Genomic DNA, 18,259 nt, shown 5'->3' on the forward strand with positions numbered 1-18,259 from the left:
TCACCCTCCTATGAGTTGCAAGGTTTGTGGTGGTAAGGCGCTCCAGAGGGTTTCTCGGATCTGCTTTACCTCCTGCAATGCTTTCCTACCAGCCGCCGTTACGTTGAAAAATCGTTTCCGGCGGCCTCCTCGCTCGGCTGTGGCTCCACCCATTCGCGACGATAGAAACCCTTTGTCCTCCAGCCGTTGCAGGGTGGTGTGAACCGTACTGAAACCGACAGATCGGCCGGTTTTCTGTTCGATTTCCTGAGTAACGCTCACTCCGTATGCGTCTTCGTCCAGAATGGCTACTGTCAGCAAAACCACTTCTTCAAACTCTCCCAAAAAGGCTCTTTTCATACTACCAGGCATTTGATACGATAATGCCGAACAAATCAAATGCCAATATAAAAACAAGCCCTTTCTGAGCAATTTAAGCCAATACTGCTACGTCGGTCAATCGTTGTCTGTCCGATTCTGGACAAGTTATGTCCGCAAAACGGACAATGAATCCACGCACGTTGAAAATAAGTATCTTTGGAAATGGAGTACCAACTCTACGCTATTGATCCGATATTACGGCCATTCATCAAGGTGATCTGCTCGGTAGACAATCGTTCACCGATCATCGTCCCGAATCAGCTACGGGTATTGCCCGATACGTGCGTAGAGCTGTTCATCAACCTCTGTCCCCCCCAGCAAATAGCGATCCCGGACGGTAATACGCCTAGTCTCAGCCGGAGTTTCGTTACGTCCCGGATGAACAGTTTTATGGATGTGTCTACACAGGACAACGTATCGTTCGTATCGGTGTGTTTTGCGAGTGGTCAGGCGTATCAATTCTTTCCGGTGTCGATGCACGACATCAGCAATCAGGTAATCAATCTCCGCGACTTATGGGGTGCCCGTGCCGACGATATGCAGGAATGTGTCGACAAGGCCGCTACGATGCAGGAGCGAATTTCTCTAGTTCAGCAGTATCTTATTCAGCAACTGTATAAATCAGTTGCCTTCGATGCATCTGTTGACTTCTGCCTACGACGAATGCAAGAGACGAACGGGATGCTTTTGCTGGATGAATTGGCCAATCAGGTGGGTATTAGCAATCGGCAGCTGGCGCGCCGTTTTAATCAGTACATTGGCCTATCACCCAAAGAATTTGCCCGGATCACTACGTTTACCAACAGCCTTGTCAATCTGAAAAAGTATCCATCGTTTACGTTGACCGAAATAGCTTACGAAAGTGGATACTACGATCAGGCACATTTTATACGCGCCTGTCGAACTTATTCGGGATTGACACCCAGCCAGTTGATTGGCAATGAACAGGTTTTATTTTGTTTTTAATCGCTGGCTTTTATCTGGGGCACATTACTGTTGAAGTACTTACTGGTTTCCTAAAATGTATTGAGGTCGAATCCCTATTGCAGATCAAGATAACTTGATTCATCCTTATTAGTCAACTCCTTATGGAGCACAAAGGTTACCACTTGGTAATATTGGATCAGACTTAGAAGGCTGGTAGCATAGAACGGTGCGGCATAATCGTCATCGCCAGGAGAAGCAGCGGAATCGCTGCCCTCGTCCAGGAGTTCAGATTCCGGGGTTAGAGGCCCATCCCTAAAGGCTGTGTAGATCTGATCACTCTCGTCGACTAATTCGGCATTCATTTGACGAGAAGGCAAAATTAACTGTACGCAATTTACGGATGGTTTTATGGCGTGGTCTATGCCTATAGAAGCTTGCATAATCTTAATCAATTAAATCTATTTGGAGCAATAGACGAACGCTTTAAAGAAAGGTAACACAAGCTGATTGTACCAAAAATTATGACGGGCGTAGAAGGAAATTCCATCAGCCTTCTAGCCTGCTCAGTCATAGGGTTGTCCTGTGAATGGAGAGTTATATAATTGCTAAATCACAGATTTAACACTGACCAGTCAAGGCCCTCTAAATGTCGAAAAACCTTCCGATTAGGAGAAGGGAACGGCAACATACGTTCTCCTCTCCTATTCGGAAGGTTTTTGCTATATACGCGTTCATCGCTGAACGTAGCAGAACCTACAATCCGTTTACGCAACCGTTACAGTCTGAGCGGGCTTGTTTGTTTCTGGGTTTTTAGGCAGCGTAACTTTCAGAATGCCGTCGGTATAGCTTGCCACGATGGCGTCGACCAGCACTTTGCCGTTCAATTGGAATGGACGTTCGAACGCACTAAGGCTATGTTCCTGATACGTGTACTGGCTTTGGCCAGCCGAGTCTGCCGATTTTTCATCGCCCGGATAGGCAATCGTCAATACGTCGTCTTTAACGGTTAACGTTACGTTCTCTTTAACGAGTCCGGCGGCAAATAACGAGATCACAAAGCTGTCGTCAGTTTCCTGAATATTGACTGGCGGCTGTCCAAATCCACCAGCCTGCCGACGCCAGAAGTTTGCAAATTTACCGCGACCAAAACGGCCCCGACCCATTGGTCCGCAATTATGATTATGTTCTGATTGAAATCCCTGATTGTAATACATGACTGTGTTTTTATGTTTTGTTTACTGTTTTCGTTTCTACTTATTCGGCTTAGCTGATCGGTACCACGCGGGTATATCCTTTCATACTCATCGGTACCCGATACGTTGGGTTGTCAATGGCGATAGCATGATTCGGTTGCCATCTGCCACGGCCCAGATTGCCCGAAAACCGACGGACCAACTGCCAGCCAATTACCCGTATCAACATAAAGGCCACTGCGGCTACCAATATTAATTTTAATAGAAGGGTTACCAGAAATAAGGCCAACCCGGCTGCCAGGGCGACCCCGGCGATTCTCCAAATATGCATGTCGTTAGTTCATTTAATGGTCTAGCGAGCAGCTAGAGCGTTGAGCTGGAGAAAAAATCGTACGCTTCTTTCAGGCTCACCATCGCTGCTACAAAAGGAGAGTCGCAACAAAAGAGCTTTATATTTTAAACCGGACTAACTTTTTTTTGATAACCCAGACAACAAACTGATTATCAGACAAAAAAAACACAGAAAAAAAAATCAGACAGACCTGATAACGTAACAGAACATATTATATTATGGGTTGCTGGGCTTCTACGGCTAGCAGATAAACCGTCATGGATTCACCCGCCGTTTCGATCCAATTGTCATAGTCTGCGATGGCCTGTAATCGCTCTGACTCGGTGATATAACCTGACTGTACCAACTGCGGACCGCGTAGTTCTGCCACCTCCGACCATAACCGACTGCTGGTTGCAAACGTTACGTCGGCCCGGTGTACAATCTCAAACTGATTCTCAACCTGAATAGTGGTAAAGCCGATACGTTTCATGATATCGCCCACATGATCCGCAATGGCATTATCAAAACCGGCATCCTGTCGCCATTGCAGAAAAGCATTATAGAATCGCTGCATCGACGCTGGTGGCGCCGGCTCCCAACTAATTTTCTCATGATTGTAATCCAGAATTGATAGATAACCACCGGGTTTAACCAATCGCTTCATTGTAACCAATGCGGCTTCGGGATCGGCCAGCCATTGCAACGTCCGTGCACAGGTCACCAGGTCGAAGCGCTCGTCGGTAGTGAACGTATAGGCGTCGCCCTGCTGAAAATCAAGCCAGGCTAAATCGCCTATATGCTGCCGGGCCTGCTCGATCAACGTAGCATTTGGGTCAATGCCCAACACCCGGCCACTTTTACCGATTTTTTCGGCAATACTCCGGGTTATAGCCCCCGACCCACAGCCTACATCCAGCACAGACAGGCCCGGACGTAGAAACTTCAGCAAATTTCTGTTCGCATTATCAACAGTTCTTCGCTCAATAACAGGATTAGGAGCAGCAGGCATTTCAGCCCGTTCAGTAGCAGTTTGATCGGCCATTCGTCTATAAAATTGGGCAGCAAATACGTAATTCTGACTGGCTACCCAAAACCAAGTATGGCTTTCGACCGAAATAAACGGTTATGTGCACCACTTCTGATGTCTCGATTATGCTGATTCAACCACCACAAATACCAATTCATCCATCCACCAATTGGGTCCGCGCTGCGAATCACCCATTTTTGATATGTCAAACCAACCGAACAGGTTATCGGGTTTAGTCAGTAAACAACAGACAACAATCAGCTATAGGCTGCGAACACATAAGCATACAGGGATCAGGAGTAGTACACAGATATCGGGCAACCTATGGTTGTCCGATATTTTTTGTGGTTGCTCACCGCTTCACCGGCTGTTTATTCCGGTCGATAGTTCCATTTAACCGCTTCGGGGATCTCGGCGTTTGTATCATGACTAAGAGCGGTGTTTTTTATTCGCTTGTACCTACTTTTGTTCGGTTACTACTGGTTGTGCTGAATGACTTACGAGACATGGGCTTTACTGTTTCAGGGAATGCTTACAGCCATGCTGCTATTCAACGTAGTGCAATGGGCCTGGTACCGCGAACGCGTGTATGCCCTTTACACCGCCTACATAGCCATATGGGTCGTTTATTTCCTGCTCAGGAACCCGTTTAATCCCGTCGATCTCCCCGACACTGTCTGGTATTTTTTCCGTACGCTGGGACCAATGGCGGCCTACTCTGTTTACTTCGAATTCACGACCGCTTTTCTGGAATTACGAACCCGGCAGCCGGCTTTAGTCCGTTTGTTTCGTTACGTTCAGGGTGGCTTGTTGGGATACCTGTTCGTTGAAACTATTTTTTGCTTTGCAACCAATCTGTGGGCCGAACCGATTCACGAAATCGTTCATACCATAGTCCGGATCACCCTGGCGATTTTCTCTCTCTACGTAGTGATTCAGGTTTATAAGCACCGGAGTACGGTTTCACGGTTATTCATCACCGGATCACTACTGCTTATTTTGGGAGCCGTTACGGCCCTGCTGCTCAGTTTATTCTACCTCGACTACACCAGTAACGAAAGCATCTCGTTTTTCAGAGCACCATTAACGTATCTGCACCTTGGCATTTTTCTCGAACTGATCTTTTTTTCGCTGGGACTCGCCTATCGGCATCGGCGCGAATCGATACGTAAAGCCCTGGTCGACAAAGAGCTTGCCCATGAGCGCGAACAGCGACTGCGCGAACTGGCAGAGTCGGAATTGGCGGTTCAACAATTGAAGCAGGAAATGACAGACATGCAGATGCGGGCTCTGCAAAGTCAGATCAGTCCGCATTTTCTGTTCAATAGCCTCAACACGCTTTCGTCGTTGATTGCCGAAGAGCCCGAACGCGCCGAACGCTTTGTGGATGAAATGTCGAACGTGTACCGATACTTGCTCCAGGCCAATGACCGAGAACTCACTACGTTAGATGTCGAAATGAGGTTTATTTACTCTTATTATCACATGCTTCGGACTCGCTACGGACAGGGTATACAATTAGAAGTAACGATTCCGCAGACGCATTATCCGTATTTATTACCCCCATTAACCCTGCAACTCCTGGTCGAAAATGCGGTTAAGCATAATGTTGTTTCCACCGATCGGCCCCTTACGATCCATGTTAGAACGGAAGGCCAAACATCGCTCTGTGTCTGGAACAATATTCAGCCCAAAGTAGGACCTCGTCATCCATCTACCCAAAAAGGTCTGCTGAACATTTCAGAAAAATATCGCTTACTCAATCTGCCACCGATTCAAATCACCGAAACTACCGAATCGTTCGAAGTGGTTATCCAGTTGGCTCCCCCCGCCTGAGGTTTTATCGACACGGAAAACCAACTAACGTATCGCCTGCTTTTGTTATTGATACCTGCCGGAAGCCGTTTTCAAACCGAATAACTACGCGTTTCATCCGTAACTTCAACCAATTCAGTGAATTAAATTTTGGATAACTAGCGGTTGTATTATCATTTTGCAATAGACTCTTTCCAGAATAACCTCAAGTGCGCGTTATGAATGTTTTTTTAGTCGAAGATGAAGAACTGGCGGTTCGTAAACTGTCCAGGCTTCTGCTGGATGTAGACCCAACTATTCAGATTGTTGGCACGGCCGCCAGCGTACGCTCGTCAGTAGAATGGCTCAACGAACATACGCCCGGAAAACCAAACGCGCCCGATCTGATTTTGATGGATATTGAGCTGGCCGATGGGCAAAGCTTTGAAATATTTGAGCAAACAACCGTTCGGGCACCAGTTATTTTCACGACCTCTTACGACGAATATGCGCTACGGGCGTTCAAGGTCAATAGTATCGATTATTTATTGAAACCCATCAAACGACACGAACTGGAAGCTAGCCTGACCAAGTATAGACGTACCGTAGGCCATACTGGCGACGTAGCAGAGCCCAAACTAAGCGACATAGGGATCATGGACATCGATGCGCTGGTTCAGCAACTACGTCAGCAAATTCAGCCCACCGACCATCGACGACGTTTTCTGGTCAAACATCGTCAGCAATGGGTACCGGTTGAGGTTAACGACATTGCTTATTTTTATTCGGAAGAAGGTTCGAGTCTGTTTCAAACGCATAGCAACCAAAAGTTTTCGCTGGATTATACACTGGATGAGTTGGAAAGAATGCTTGATCCAGCTCAGTTTTTCCGTGTTAACCGGCAGTATATTATCCAAATCAATACGGTCCAGCAGATTCACCCTTATTTCAATAACAAACTGAAGCTAGTACTCAAACCAGCCGTAAACGACGACGTACTGGTTAGTCGCGAACGAGCTACCGATTTCAAGAAATGGATGGGTAAATAACTGGCAATACCAGTACTTTATCGTACCAGAAAACCAGTTTTGCTCTGACTAGTCGAGGTATTGCTTATACGTAGATCTATAGCCAGCCAGATAAGCAAAGGGCGTCAGGATCGTAAACAGAATCCGCTGAACAATAAAAGGCGGCTTAGCTATTCTGAAAACGTTCGAGAACCGATTGACCATTAGTGCCGTTTGCAGCACCGGTGGCATTCCATTTTTGTTCACCTTGCCGTCGCTGGCCAACCCACTGGCTGTTTCCAGCAGATGTTCGGTGTTCATTGCTGGCCGAACCTGCCAGTTGACTACCGTTTTATCACCAGACGCATTCCACATGGCATGCACCACATTTCTGGGAATGTGAAGCGTATCGCCCGCCTTCAATACGTTTTGTTGACCATGTATCCGTACAGTCAGCTCACCCGCAAGCACGTCAAAATCTTCGGCCTGATGCGGGTGATAGTGCACGGCGGGTTCTTTAGAATACGGCTGAAACGTTGATTCCATTTCGAGAAGCTGCCCCGCTGTATCAATAGCTGTCTGCAAAAACCGGATCTCCTGCCCGGTTACGTTATTACGGATGAGTTTATTCTTAAAGGCCATTTTAGTACGTAGTGCGCCGGTAAAACTTCGTTTTGGAGCAGTAAGACGATCGATCGTATTATCGTCACTACGTCAAAGCTGGTAAGGAAGTAGCGGGTTATCAATCGGATAGTATCTGAATGCTCAGAAGTAACGGCTGAACTGGCAGTATTGGCAGACGAATACAAGAAACTGATCGACGTAACGTAGCCGAAAATCTCTCCATTTGTGAACGTTATCAATAGAGCCCGATGTTGGTACCGAAGAATGACTGCACAAACTCGAACAACCTCTCTATCAAGCACCTGGACTGTAACGCTGGCCTTTGCCGCCATTTATTTAATCTGGGGCTCAACGTACTTAGCCGCTCTGATTGGTCTGGAGAGTATTCCTCCTTTCCTGATGGCCTCAATGCGGTTTCTCGTTGCCGGAGCCTTATTAGCGAGCTGGTGTATCATTAGAGGAGAACGATTGAATTTAGGGTCAGTTCTTCCCCGTAATGCGCTGGCCGGAAGCCTCATGCTTGGTGGCGGAACGGGTTCCGTGATCTGGGCGGAACAGTACTTACCAACTGGCCTTGCCGCGATTCTGGTGACAACGCTTCCTCTTTGGTTTATCGTACTGGACAGGCCACAATGGTCGGCGTATCGAACGGCCAAGCTACGCCTGGCCGGAATCCTGCTCGGATTCGGTGGCATTCTGTTACTATTCAGCGAAGATCCAGCCGTGTTTGCATCGGGTGCCAAAGCAGCCATGTACTGGCCTAGTATTGCCGTTATTCTCACCGGAACCATCTCCTGGGCCTTAGGTTCGCTTTATTCGCGCTATCGACCAGCCTCCGGCTCAACCATTCTGAATGCAGCCATTCAGCTACTGGCAGCCAGTTTGTTCTGTGCGATTGTCAGTATCGGCTTAGGCGAGTGGCAGGGCTTCAGATTCGATGCCATCACCATTCGATCCTGGACGGCACTCGCTTATATGATTGTGTTTGGGTCAGTTATGACGTACCTGGCCTATTTATGGCTCCTGCAGGTCCGTCCCCCGGCCGTTGTTGGTACGTATGCCTATGTGAATCCAGTCGTGGCGGTCCTGCTGGGCTGGGCCCTGGCGCATGAGCCCGTTACTGGTCGCCAGATTGTATCCCTGGCCATTATCCTGATCGGCGTATTGATCGTTAACCGCCCCTCGTCGCACTAGTACGTTTGCTCCAACTACATAAGTATTTTGCGATAATAAATTAATTCCGAAAAGCGCTTCGTATATTTTCCGGTTAATTCGTTTTGGCTACCTATCAGGAAATACAAGTCTTTTTCTGTCGTTCAATAGGCAACCGGTACTGTTAAATCACTACACCAAACCCCATCAAATACAGACACACTCACGTATGACAGACACAATAAATACGTCTCTTAATCTGCTTCTTGTTGATGAACAGGACAGCGTGATTGGTACGGCCGAAAAATTACCAGCCCATGAAACCGGGGCGCTGCACCGAGCCTTTTCTGTCTTAATTTTTAATAATCAGGGCGACTATTTGCTGCAACAACGCGCTACTGAAAAATATCACTCAGGCGGTTTATGGTCCAATAGCTGCTGTGGCCATCCACACCAACCCGACAATACTGCTACTCAGGCCCAGCAACGTCTGTACGAAGAAATGGGCTTTCGTACGGAGCTAAACCCTTTGTTCAGCTTTCGATACCATGCTGAACTGCCCAACGGCTTAACGGAGCACGAAATTGATCATGTATTTACGGGCTACTATCAAGGCCAGATCCCCTTCAATCCAGCAGAAGTGAGCGCCGTACGCTGGGTTTCGCCGGATGCGCTGGCCGAAGAGATCGCCGAATCACCCGATGCCTTCACCGTCTGGTTTAAGATACTGTTTGATCGAATCCAGGGACAGCGGTTCAACAAGTAAGCGTAATAATACTTAGGCATTCGGAGGCAAAACAGCAGGGTTCAACACCTTAAAAAGGTCATTCGGCTATATTGGTTTTTCAGAATCAGCTACAACCGTCAATTTTAAAGCGAGCTTTTTGAGCGTCTATCGCTACGAGAACAATAAGTAGTCCTGAAAGTAGTTCTGCTTATGGGCCAGCAGATAAATTGTATGGCCTACGTTAGCTCCCATTATCCGTAGTTACCTGTATAAACCAATCAAATTTATGAAAACGCTTACCACATTTGCTGTTTGCCTTTTTGCATCCGGTGTTGCGCTTGCGCAAACCTGGTCAGTAGACAAGTCTCACTCTCGGGTTGGGTTTACCGTTACCCACAACCTGCTGGCAGAAGTAGACGGCAATTTTAAAACGTTCGACGCCAAAATAACCTCCGCTAAACCCGATTTATCGGATGCCGTTTTTGAGCTTACAGCCGATGTAAACAGCATTAACACCGACAACGAACGTCGTGACGGCCATTTGAAAAGCGATAGTTTTTTCGATGCTGCCAAATTTCCAACCTTAACCTTCAAAAGCACGTCGTTCAAGAAAGTAGACGGTAAAAAATATACGGCTACGGGCAACCTTACGATGCACGGCGTTACCAAACCGGTTACGTTAGACGTAACGATGGTCGGACCAGTGAAAATGAAAGGTCAGGGTGGCAAAGAACAAGAAAAGGTAGGTTTTAAAATTGGCACGACCGTGAAACGGTCTGACTTCGGCATTGGCACGATTCCAACGGCTGTTGTTAGCGACGAAGTAGAGGTGAAAGCGAATGGCGAATTCGTCAAGCAGGAAGCCAGTAACTAATCTTCGATATACGTTACTACTAGAAGGGGCGCGGACGAAATCCGCGCCCCTTCTGATTATAGAACCAACCTATGCTTAAGACGCTACGTATCGCCTGGTCACTGACCATAAAAAAATAAGCCATTCCCGTAAGCAATTAGCGAAAAGCGCGTATCATTACGTCATAAATACATAATAAAAATACTACTTTCTAATCCTTTACCCCTATGTATACAGTCCATAAACTAGCCCTGGTGCTACTTGTCAGCTATCAGGCAGTAGCTCAGATGCCGCAGCGTCAGCCAACACCCAACGACACGCTTAAATCGCCCAGAATCCTGGACGATAAACGGGCAGTTATTAGTGTATATGCACCAAAAGCATCGGAAGTTGTTGTGTCGGGCGACTTTCAAAAACAGTACAAACCGCTAAGCCTTACCAAAAATGACCAGGGAGTTTGGTCGGTCGTAACCGATCCGCTAAAGCCCGATTATTATACGTACACACTGACCGTTGATGGGGTCCGCACCATGGACCCGAAGAATCCTATCATCAAGCAGGGCATCAGTAGTCTGGAGAACGTAATGACGATTCCGGGACCAGAAACAGCTTTTGAAGACAATATAACTGTTCCGCACGGCGAGGTTCGGGAAGTATGGTATCAGTCCCAATCGCTAGGTATGATGCGTCGAATGCACGTATACACACCGCCTGGCTACGAGAAAGGAACGACGAAATACCCGGTTTTTTACCTGCTCCACGGTGCTGGCGACGACGATTCAGGCTGGAACTCAATTGGTCGGGCCGGGTTCATCCTCGACAATCTATTAGCGGCCAACAAAGCAAAACCCATGATTGTCGTGATGCCTAATGGAAGTATGCCCATGAATCTGACCCCAGGCAGCAATATGAATCAGGTCATGTCTGACATGCGAACCCGTTTCTCCAATGAACTCCTGAAAGACGTAATGCCCACCGTCGAAAAAACGTATCGTACGCTGACGAATCGCGAAAACAGAGCCATTGCGGGTCTGTCGATGGGCGGCTTCCAAACCCTTGACGTTACGTTAAGCCATCCCGAATTATTCAATTACGTGGGTGTATTCAGTTCTGGCTTCTTCGGCAACACGATCGACGAAGCCGACACTAAATACGCCAAAGCGCTACAAGACCCCTCGTTCAATAAAAACAAAAAGGTATTCTGGATTGAAATTGGCAAGGATGATTTTGTGATGGATGCTAATAAAAAAACCATTGCCCTCCTCGACAAACACAAGATCAAGTACCAATATAAAGAAACGGATGGCGGCCATACCTGGGTCAACTGGCGGCAGTATCTCCACGAATATGCGCCGTTACTATTCCAATAGAGCCACTGTTTGTACTTTTTGGAGGGTGGGTTTTTTACCGTTAAATAACTCACCCTCTAGGAATACTAGTTTTATAGGATCGATTTAGCCATCGGTAGAACTTCTCTGATTATGAGCCCGTAAATTTCGTTTCCAACTAACAACGGAATGGAATGATGAAATTATCTGCTATTCTGGTTGATGACGAACGGGCTAGCCTGGACGCATTACGCGTAAAAATTCAGAAAGTGGCTCCTAATGTGGAGGTTGTACAAACATTTCAGCATCCCCGAGAAGCCTTGCATGAGTTAGGCCGCTATCGGCCCGATGTCTTATTTCTCGACATCGACATGCCGGGAATGAATGGATTTTCGATGCTGCGGGAACTGGGAACACCCGACTTTGAAATCATCTTCTGCACCGCCTATGGGCAGTATGCCATTGATGCCCTACGGGTAAGTGCCCTGGATTTTCTGCTAAAACCAATTCATGAGCACGAACTTCGCCAGGCCATTGATCGATTAATCCAGAAACGGCAGCACCGCGAAACAATAGCTCAGTCGCCCCAGGCCGACTATCAGACAACGTCTTCGAATGCGCTGTTCAATAAAATTGCCGTATCGTCGCTACGGGGTCTGACGTTTGTACCCGTTCAGGATATTATACGGCTCGAAGCGGATAGCAATTATACTACGTTTTACCTGATCGACGGAAAAAAAATAGTAGCGACCAAAACCTTAAAGGACTTCGCCGACATACTCGAACCACTCAATTTTGTTCGCATTCATCGGTCATCACTAATCAATCTGAATCATCTGAGCGAATACATTCGGGGCGAAGGAGGTACGGTCATTATGTGTGATGGTAGCGAGGTAGAGGTATCGCGCCGGGAGAAGCAACATTTTTTCGAACGAATCGGATTAACCTGATTATGACTCGCTTAGCAGCCTAGTAGAGCTGTAGGGGTATTAAAACCGTAATTCGCTAAACCGAAACCGCCGTTTACGCAGAGGCTTTTGTCCAATGCCAAACGGCGGTTTATTTTTCTAGTGTTAACGCGCCCCCTATGCGACCACGCCTGCGACAGCAATTTATAGAATGGCTATACTTATTGGTGGCTGGAATGCTAGGACTATTACTGATTTTCCTCTAACTGCAACAACGTGACCCTAACCGCTTACTCCTCGTAGTTGCCTTACTCGTCAACAACCTCCCGAACAGCCTAAGCTCCTCTTACGACTATTGCCTGGACTGGGCAACGACCATCCGGGATTCTTATCGAAGAGCTGGCCAACATCAACGATCAGGTCTTTATCTGTGCCGATAACTTAAAAATACCTAATCTTGTGAAAGCACAAGTACAACTGTATATCCGCGAATTTGATACGTAGTATTTCTCCATTTTCTGTTCATGAAAACGCCCGGTGGTTGTCTGAAAATTCTGCTCGTTATTTTCCTGGTTACACTTGCAATAGGCTTTGGCAGTTTCTATGGCCGGAAGTTCATTGATCGCTACCAGCGCCCCTGGGCATATAGTACAACCGAACCGCTGCTGATCGGTCGCTGGCACGGTAATTTTCGCGATCCGGATGGCATTGCTAAACAGCTTACCATCGATCTTTTCGAACCAGAATCCGACGATGAGCGATGGAAAAGGGCTTTTCGAAGCGGCAAAAGACGGCGCAGGTCATCGGCCTCCCAACGATCATTTGACGGCAAAGCAACGGTTATTGGCCCGGCTGGCCGCGAAGAATATGAGGTTTGGGGACATGTTGATAAAGAGGACTACCACCGGGTAGAGCTTGACCTGATCGCCGATGAAAAAAAGATGCTGACCAGGCCTAATTTCTATGTAAATGATGTCACAAAAGGCCAATGGAACGCCAATAAAATGAGCTGCCTGCTGACATTTAGTTACCGCCGACCCGATGGCTCAAGCTTCTGGAACAGTGCAGACCCCAGGTACAGCAAAAAAATAAACCTTACCCTCGACCGCCTAAATCGCTAACGCTACGTTAGTCAAAAAATCGGGTAGATACTGCCATTTCTATGTAGTCAACGCCCGGTTGAACCATTCTCTCCCATTGAAAATGGCAGTCGTTATAGGCGTCAGTCCGGCTATAGTGCTTTTACAGAATGTCGGATTTTTACCACTAAAACCTCAGTCCTTGTTCTGAGCTTTGCTCCCTCACACGAACTAATACGTGATGGCCGGTTACGCGTGTCTGTGTAGTCAGGCCTAACCGTTCCCTCAACGCCCGTTTCGTCAATGAGTTCGATTGTCGACTAACGGACTGTCAACAGTAATCTCGTAAATCAGCTATGCCCATGAATACGTCTACCCACAACGAACGAAAAACAATTCGTCTTTACCACCGGCACCAACTCCTTTCACTAGTTATTACGACCTTTATCATCGCCTGTCTGATTGCCTGCAGCAAAGGAGAAGAAACCGATCCAGCCCCAACTACACCCTCCAATCCGACTGATCCAACCACTGTTGGCAACGTAACGCTGGGCAATGGGCAGCCGGGGGTAGTGGGAGTAGCCGGTATTGACGCCTGGGATAAGCTGACGGCCACGGAGAAAGGACGTATCAAAAACTGGAACACCCTTTTCCTCCATCAGTCGGTAGGGCAGGATCTGGAAGAAGGGGCCAAAGCCAACGGCGTTTCGTTCGAGTATTTTGGCGCGAACGATATTGTCGATAAAGGAACTGAAGGAAAAGGACTTCGGGGGGGCATTTTTGTCGATGTGGGCGGTATTCCAAATGGCAACCCGTATGAGAAAATACGGGTGTTTAAAGAAGCTGCGCTACGTAGTAAAAGCACATTGAAAATTGCCGTATTTAAATTCGGCTATGCCGACGTACTCGACAACAACCGCGAACAGGTCAAGAGTGCCTACAAGGCATTTGTGGATGACCTAAAAGCCCAGATTCCCGGCCTTCGATTCGTGCATATAACGCCCCCGCTGGTGTACTCCACCTCGGCCGAAGAAGGGAATGCGGCCAAAGCGAACGTAGGGCAGTGGATGAAAGATACATTCAAAAATACCGACGTGATTTTTGATTTACAGGCCGTAGAAACCAACGAAGGAAGCTGCCAGCAAAACAACGTACCACGTATCTGTCAGGAGAACCGCGCCAGTGCAACAGACCCGTCGGAAGTGAATGGCGTCGATAGTGATGGTCAAGGGCACCTCGGCAAAAAAGCCAGCCAACGTATCAGCAAGGCGCTTTTGTACGCCATTTACCAAGTTGGGAAATAAGTATGCTTTTGCATCTAGCCGCTCATTTTTCCCCCGTGTAAAGCCATGAAAACTTATTTCATACCGACAGTCATTACGGCATTCTTGCTGCTCTTTCCGATTCTTCCGCAATCGTGCAAACAAAAAGAAAGCGACCCCGGTGCTACGTCTGAAGGGCCAAAAGAAATTCGGTATCACCAGCTCATTATCGAATGCACCGAAGCGTCGACTCAGAACAAAGGGGTGGCCATTCTTGATTTCCGGTTTGATACGTATGCCAATGGGGGAATTGTTGGCTACGGAGCTGGTAAATACGTAGCGTTCGCCAACACGATTATTACACCCATCGACGCGGCTATTCGTCAGGCCAATACCGACATTGCGGCCAAAGCTGCTGACGTGAAAACGTTTCCGACCATGACCGATTTTGTAGTTAGTCGACTGACAAAAGTGGCGGGATACGTAGCCACAAAAGAACTGAAGAATGATGCAATCTGGGGTATTCTGGCAAACGAAGAAACTACGATCGCTAGACTGCATATGATTCGAAAAACGTTCGATATAGGTGATTTTCTGGCTGCGTTTGTAGCTACGTCTGCTCACGCTCAGAAAGTTGGACGTCACATTTACGGAGACGGTTCGATTGATTACCACAGTTCATATTTCTACAGTCCTTCACCTCAGCCAGGAAGCCCATTACCCGAATACAAAATGAATTTACCGGAAACGGTAACGGCTCCAATGCCCTCCAATGCGTCGCCCACGCAGCGCAACTCACAGGGCGAAACCGATGCCCAGCGAGCCGCCCGCGAAGAAGCAGCCCGGCAGGCGGCACAAGCCGGACGTACCAACCGGGGCCCGCGCGACATCGCCGATATTTTCAATGGTATTTACGACCGGCTGGGCGACGCCCTGGGTCGGGCGTCAGGCAATGGCGGTTCGTCGGGCGATCCGCATCTGCGCATGCATGACACGGGCGGTACGTACAGTTTCCAGGCTATCGGTGAATTTGTAGCTACAAAAGGAGAGAATCTGGAAGTACAGGCGCGGCAGGAAGACGCCTACAAAACCGGCCGTGCGGCCGTCAATACGGGCGTTGCGGCTAAACTGGGTAACGATGAAATTTGCTTTCTGGTCAATCCGGCAGACATCAAAGTACCCCGCCTTTTTGTTAATAAAAAAGAAACGGCTCTATCCTCACTGGCGCAGGTCGTGCTAAGCAGCGGTAACAAGCTTCAGTTGGCCAGCAGCGAAAAACTGGTTTTCAGCAATGCGCAGAACGAAGGCGTTATCATTTACTGGAACACCCCCTATCTGGATTATTCGGTTCTATTGAGCGATGCCCGGAAAAACAACGTAATAGGGTTGTTGGGGAATTATGACGGTGTGTATGGCAATGACCTCCTGCTACGTAACGGCACCGCTATTGAACCAACTTTTGCTGCTATTCATAGCTCGTTTGCCGACAGTTGGCGAGTCACAAACGCTACGTCGTTGTTTGTTTATGAGTCGGGAAAAAACACCGATTCGTACACCGATCGCTCATTCCCTAAAACGTTTCCCGTTATTGATCCCGATAAATTAGCCTGGGCCGAAGGTGTGTGTACGGCCGCCGGAGTAACGCGTCAGCCCGAACTAGGGCAATGTACGTTCGACGTCGGTATTACGGGCGACACGCGACTGGCCCAATCGGCCTTGTTGAGTCAAAAAGAAGTTCCGGCCAGTCCCGACGTAGCCATATTCAACAACCTGAAAGTCGACCTGAAAGAAGGTCAGTCGAATGACGGCCAGACAAAAAATTTACTCGATCTCGATAACGGTACGTTCTATTCATTCGCCAAAGGTGCATCGGTTGCTTACGATATCGACGTAGTATTCGATTATTACGCCGGGCCGTGGTTTGCCAGTCCGTGTGCGGTAAAAAACTGTGGTGTTTCGTGCGGGGCCTATACCATCTGGCCGCATATCGAGCAGCAGAAATGGCCCTATTTCCCGAATACATTCTTACGCTATACCGCTATTCCAGCCAATCAGTGGATTACATTTACGGGCGCGGCTGATTTACGTCGGGCCTGGACATTCGACGCATCGGCCGATGAAAAAACAGAATTAGTTACGTCCTTGGTCGATCTCAATACGTCGGCTCCGCTTACGCAGTATCTGTGGTCGTTCCGAACGCAGCAAGGCAAAAAAGGTCTGATTCGTTTCACGCAGGCACAGGTTACGACAGGCAGCGGCAACGCTACGTTCACATTCGATATCAAGATTGAACGGTGAGACTATGCCTGAGTGCATAGTCTTGTCTTTTTGTGCAAACTCCTCTTATCTGACGGATTTAAAAAACGATGTAATACGCATTTTTGAGCTCATCGACTCCTATCACCTCCTCGATAAAGCAGTACGTCGGGAATCGAGTTTCAGGAAAATAAAGAGCAGGATTGAAAACGACCAGAGCGATGATCCGCCGTAGCTAAAAAACGGTAAAGGAATACCGATCACGGGCATCAGGCCAATCGTCATGCCAACATTCACCATTACGTGGAAGAAGATAATACCAGCAACGCAGTAGCCATACACGCGGGCAAATTTGCTACGTTGTTTTTCGGCCAGAATCACAATTCGTGCCAGCAGCCCAACAAATAAAGCAAGAACAACAGCGCTACCAATGAAGCCGTGTTCTTCGCCAATTGTACAAAAAATAAAGTCGGTACTTTGCTCGGGTACAAAGTCAAACTTGGTCTGCGTTCCTTCCAGAAAGCCTTTGCCCTGAAGTCGTCCGGAACCAATCGCAATTTTAGCCTGCGTTACGTTCCAGCCTACCCCTAATGGATCAATGGTTGGATCGACAAGTACTTTAATACGATTCCGCTGGTGCTTTTGCAGTACGCTGTTGACAAAAAAATCGACGCCGGTTACGAAAATCATCATTCCGGCTACCAAAACGCCTAACGAGAGCAGATTATTCAGGTTCCGATTATAGCGGGGCATCAACGCAATAAATAGCACCAGCAGTAAAATGATGCCCGCAAAAATATACAGCTTAGGAAAGATTAGCGCCAGAACGAACAAAGCAGCCGCCGTAATACCAATCGCCGGAATCCAGCCGGGCAATCCTTCCCGGTACAGCATGATCGTGAAGGATGCGAATACCAGGGTAGAACCCGTCTCGTTTGATGCCAGAATCAGAATACAGGGTAGTACAATGATACCTGCGATATACATCAGATCCTTCTGCTTTGTCAGGCTAACCCCCGGATTGTCCAGATATTTGGCTAAGGCCAGGGCAGTAGCCATCTTCGCAAACTCGGCAGGCTGAATCTGAAATCCGCCAAACTTAAACCACGAATGCGACCCTTTGATGTTGGCTCCGGCAACCAGCACCAGCAACAACATCAGGATCATAAATGCATAAAACAAATATGCAAACGAGTCGAAAAATTTGTGATTGACAACCAGAATGCAGATAACCAGAATCGCCGTGGTGCCAATCCACATTAGCTGCTTTCCGGCATTCGTGCTCATATCGAATAAACTCGTGTGTTCCTCCGGGCTATATACAGCCGCATACACATTGAGCCATCCTAGAGTTATGCAGCCAAGGTAAAGAATCAGCGTTAACCAATCGATATCCTGAGTAAATGGGTCGTTACGACGGGCCAAGTT

The 18,259-nt window shown here is 47.8% G+C and carries 18 protein-coding genes; 11 read left to right on the plus strand and 7 right to left on the minus strand.

Annotated elements, in window-relative coordinates:
• A complete protein-coding gene (locus GK108_RS28970) occupies nucleotides 1-339 on the minus strand; it encodes a PadR family transcriptional regulator (protein ID WP_163955089.1) in 339 nt (112 codons plus the stop codon).
• A gap of 183 nt (nucleotides 340-522) precedes the next feature.
• Between GK108_RS28970 and GK108_RS28975 the strand changes: the two genes are divergently transcribed.
• Nucleotides 523-1,326, plus strand: coding sequence for a helix-turn-helix domain-containing protein (locus tag GK108_RS28975; protein WP_163955090.1), 804 nt, complete (start codon nucleotides 523-525; stop codon nucleotides 1,324-1,326).
• 74 nt (nucleotides 1,327-1,400) lie between these two features.
• On the opposite strand, the gene GK108_RS28980 is transcribed toward GK108_RS28975, so the two are convergent.
• The 4 genes from GK108_RS28980 to GK108_RS28995 all read right to left on the minus strand — a co-directional run bounded on the left by GK108_RS28980 (nucleotide 1,401) and on the right by GK108_RS28995 (nucleotide 3,856).
• Complete coding sequence (locus GK108_RS28980) at nucleotides 1,401-1,664, minus strand: hypothetical protein (RefSeq protein WP_163955091.1); 264 nt, start codon at nucleotides 1,662-1,664, stop codon at nucleotides 1,401-1,403.
• A 387-nt stretch (nucleotides 1,665-2,051) separates the two neighbouring features.
• Complete coding sequence (locus GK108_RS28985; RefSeq protein WP_163955092.1) at nucleotides 2,052-2,501, minus strand: Hsp20/alpha crystallin family protein; 450 nt, start codon at nucleotides 2,499-2,501, stop codon at nucleotides 2,052-2,054.
• Nucleotides 2,502-2,550: 49 nt separating this feature from the next.
• Entirely contained in the window at nucleotides 2,551-2,811 is a 261-nt protein-coding gene (locus GK108_RS28990) for a hypothetical protein (protein ID WP_163955093.1), read from the minus strand.
• Between the two features lie 232 nt (nucleotides 2,812-3,043).
• Nucleotides 3,044-3,856 carry a methyltransferase domain-containing protein gene (locus GK108_RS28995; protein ID WP_163955094.1) on the minus strand — a complete coding sequence of 271 codons (813 nt, stop codon included), beginning with the start codon at nucleotides 3,854-3,856 and terminating at the stop codon, nucleotides 3,044-3,046.
• Between the two features lie 477 nt (nucleotides 3,857-4,333).
• On the opposite strand from GK108_RS28995, the gene GK108_RS29000 reads away from it, so the two are divergent.
• Together GK108_RS29000 and GK108_RS29005 are read left to right on the plus strand one after the other, a co-directional pair.
• Nucleotides 4,334-5,677: a histidine kinase gene (locus tag GK108_RS29000; protein ID WP_163955095.1), complete on the plus strand. Its 1,344-nt coding sequence runs from the start codon at nucleotides 4,334-4,336 to the stop codon at nucleotides 5,675-5,677.
• Nucleotides 5,678-5,874: 197 nt separating this feature from the next.
• The gene (locus GK108_RS29005) at nucleotides 5,875-6,684 is read left to right on the plus strand and encodes a LytR/AlgR family response regulator transcription factor (RefSeq protein WP_163955096.1); all 810 of its coding nucleotides are present in this window, start codon (nucleotides 5,875-5,877) and stop codon (nucleotides 6,682-6,684) included.
• A 48-nt stretch (nucleotides 6,685-6,732) separates the two neighbouring features.
• Here the strand turns inward: GK108_RS29005 and GK108_RS29010 are convergent, their stop codons facing one another.
• Nucleotides 6,733-7,284 (minus strand): cupin domain-containing protein, encoded by a 552-nt coding sequence (locus GK108_RS29010; RefSeq protein WP_163955097.1) that lies wholly within the window; start codon nucleotides 7,282-7,284, stop codon nucleotides 6,733-6,735.
• A 246-nt stretch (nucleotides 7,285-7,530) separates the two neighbouring features.
• Between GK108_RS29010 and GK108_RS29015 the strand changes: the two genes are divergently transcribed.
• The 8 genes from GK108_RS29015 to GK108_RS29050 all read left to right on the plus strand — a co-directional run bounded on the left by GK108_RS29015 (nucleotide 7,531) and on the right by GK108_RS29050 (nucleotide 16,873).
• Nucleotides 7,531-8,460, plus strand: a complete 930-nt coding sequence (locus GK108_RS29015) for an EamA family transporter (RefSeq protein WP_163955098.1) — start codon at nucleotides 7,531-7,533, stop codon at nucleotides 8,458-8,460.
• 187 nt (nucleotides 8,461-8,647) lie between these two features.
• Nucleotides 8,648-9,184, plus strand: coding sequence for an isopentenyl-diphosphate Delta-isomerase (idi, locus tag GK108_RS29020; RefSeq protein WP_163955099.1), 537 nt, complete (start codon nucleotides 8,648-8,650; stop codon nucleotides 9,182-9,184).
• Nucleotides 9,185-9,431: 247 nt separating this feature from the next.
• Entirely contained in the window at nucleotides 9,432-10,019 is a 588-nt protein-coding gene (locus GK108_RS29025; RefSeq protein ID WP_163955100.1) for a YceI family protein, read from the plus strand.
• Between the two features lie 206 nt (nucleotides 10,020-10,225).
• Nucleotides 10,226-11,368 (plus strand): esterase, encoded by a 1,143-nt coding sequence (locus tag GK108_RS29030; RefSeq protein ID WP_163955101.1) that lies wholly within the window; start codon nucleotides 10,226-10,228, stop codon nucleotides 11,366-11,368.
• Between the two features lie 152 nt (nucleotides 11,369-11,520).
• Nucleotides 11,521-12,276, plus strand: a complete 756-nt coding sequence (locus GK108_RS29035) for a LytR/AlgR family response regulator transcription factor (protein ID WP_163955102.1) — start codon at nucleotides 11,521-11,523, stop codon at nucleotides 12,274-12,276.
• Between the two features lie 482 nt (nucleotides 12,277-12,758).
• Nucleotides 12,759-13,355, plus strand: coding sequence for a hypothetical protein (locus tag GK108_RS29040; protein WP_163955103.1), 597 nt, complete (start codon nucleotides 12,759-12,761; stop codon nucleotides 13,353-13,355).
• 320 nt (nucleotides 13,356-13,675) lie between these two features.
• The gene (locus tag GK108_RS29045) at nucleotides 13,676-14,617 is read left to right on the plus strand and encodes a hypothetical protein (protein WP_212592914.1); all 942 of its coding nucleotides are present in this window, start codon (nucleotides 13,676-13,678) and stop codon (nucleotides 14,615-14,617) included.
• 45 nt (nucleotides 14,618-14,662) lie between these two features.
• Nucleotides 14,663-16,873 carry a VWD domain-containing protein gene (locus GK108_RS29050; RefSeq protein ID WP_163955104.1) on the plus strand — a complete coding sequence of 737 codons (2,211 nt, stop codon included), beginning with the start codon at nucleotides 14,663-14,665 and terminating at the stop codon, nucleotides 16,871-16,873.
• A 102-nt stretch (nucleotides 16,874-16,975) separates the two neighbouring features.
• On the opposite strand, the gene rodA is transcribed toward GK108_RS29050, so the two are convergent.
• Nucleotides 16,976-18,256, minus strand: coding sequence for a rod shape-determining protein RodA (rodA, locus tag GK108_RS29055; RefSeq protein ID WP_163955105.1), 1,281 nt, complete (start codon nucleotides 18,254-18,256; stop codon nucleotides 16,976-16,978).
• Nucleotides 18,257-18,259 lie beyond the last annotated feature (3 nt).

The sequence above is a fragment of the Spirosoma terrae genome (assembly GCF_010435915.1).
Classification (GTDB): Bacteria; Bacteroidota; Bacteroidia; order Cytophagales; family Spirosomataceae; genus Spirosoma; species Spirosoma terrae.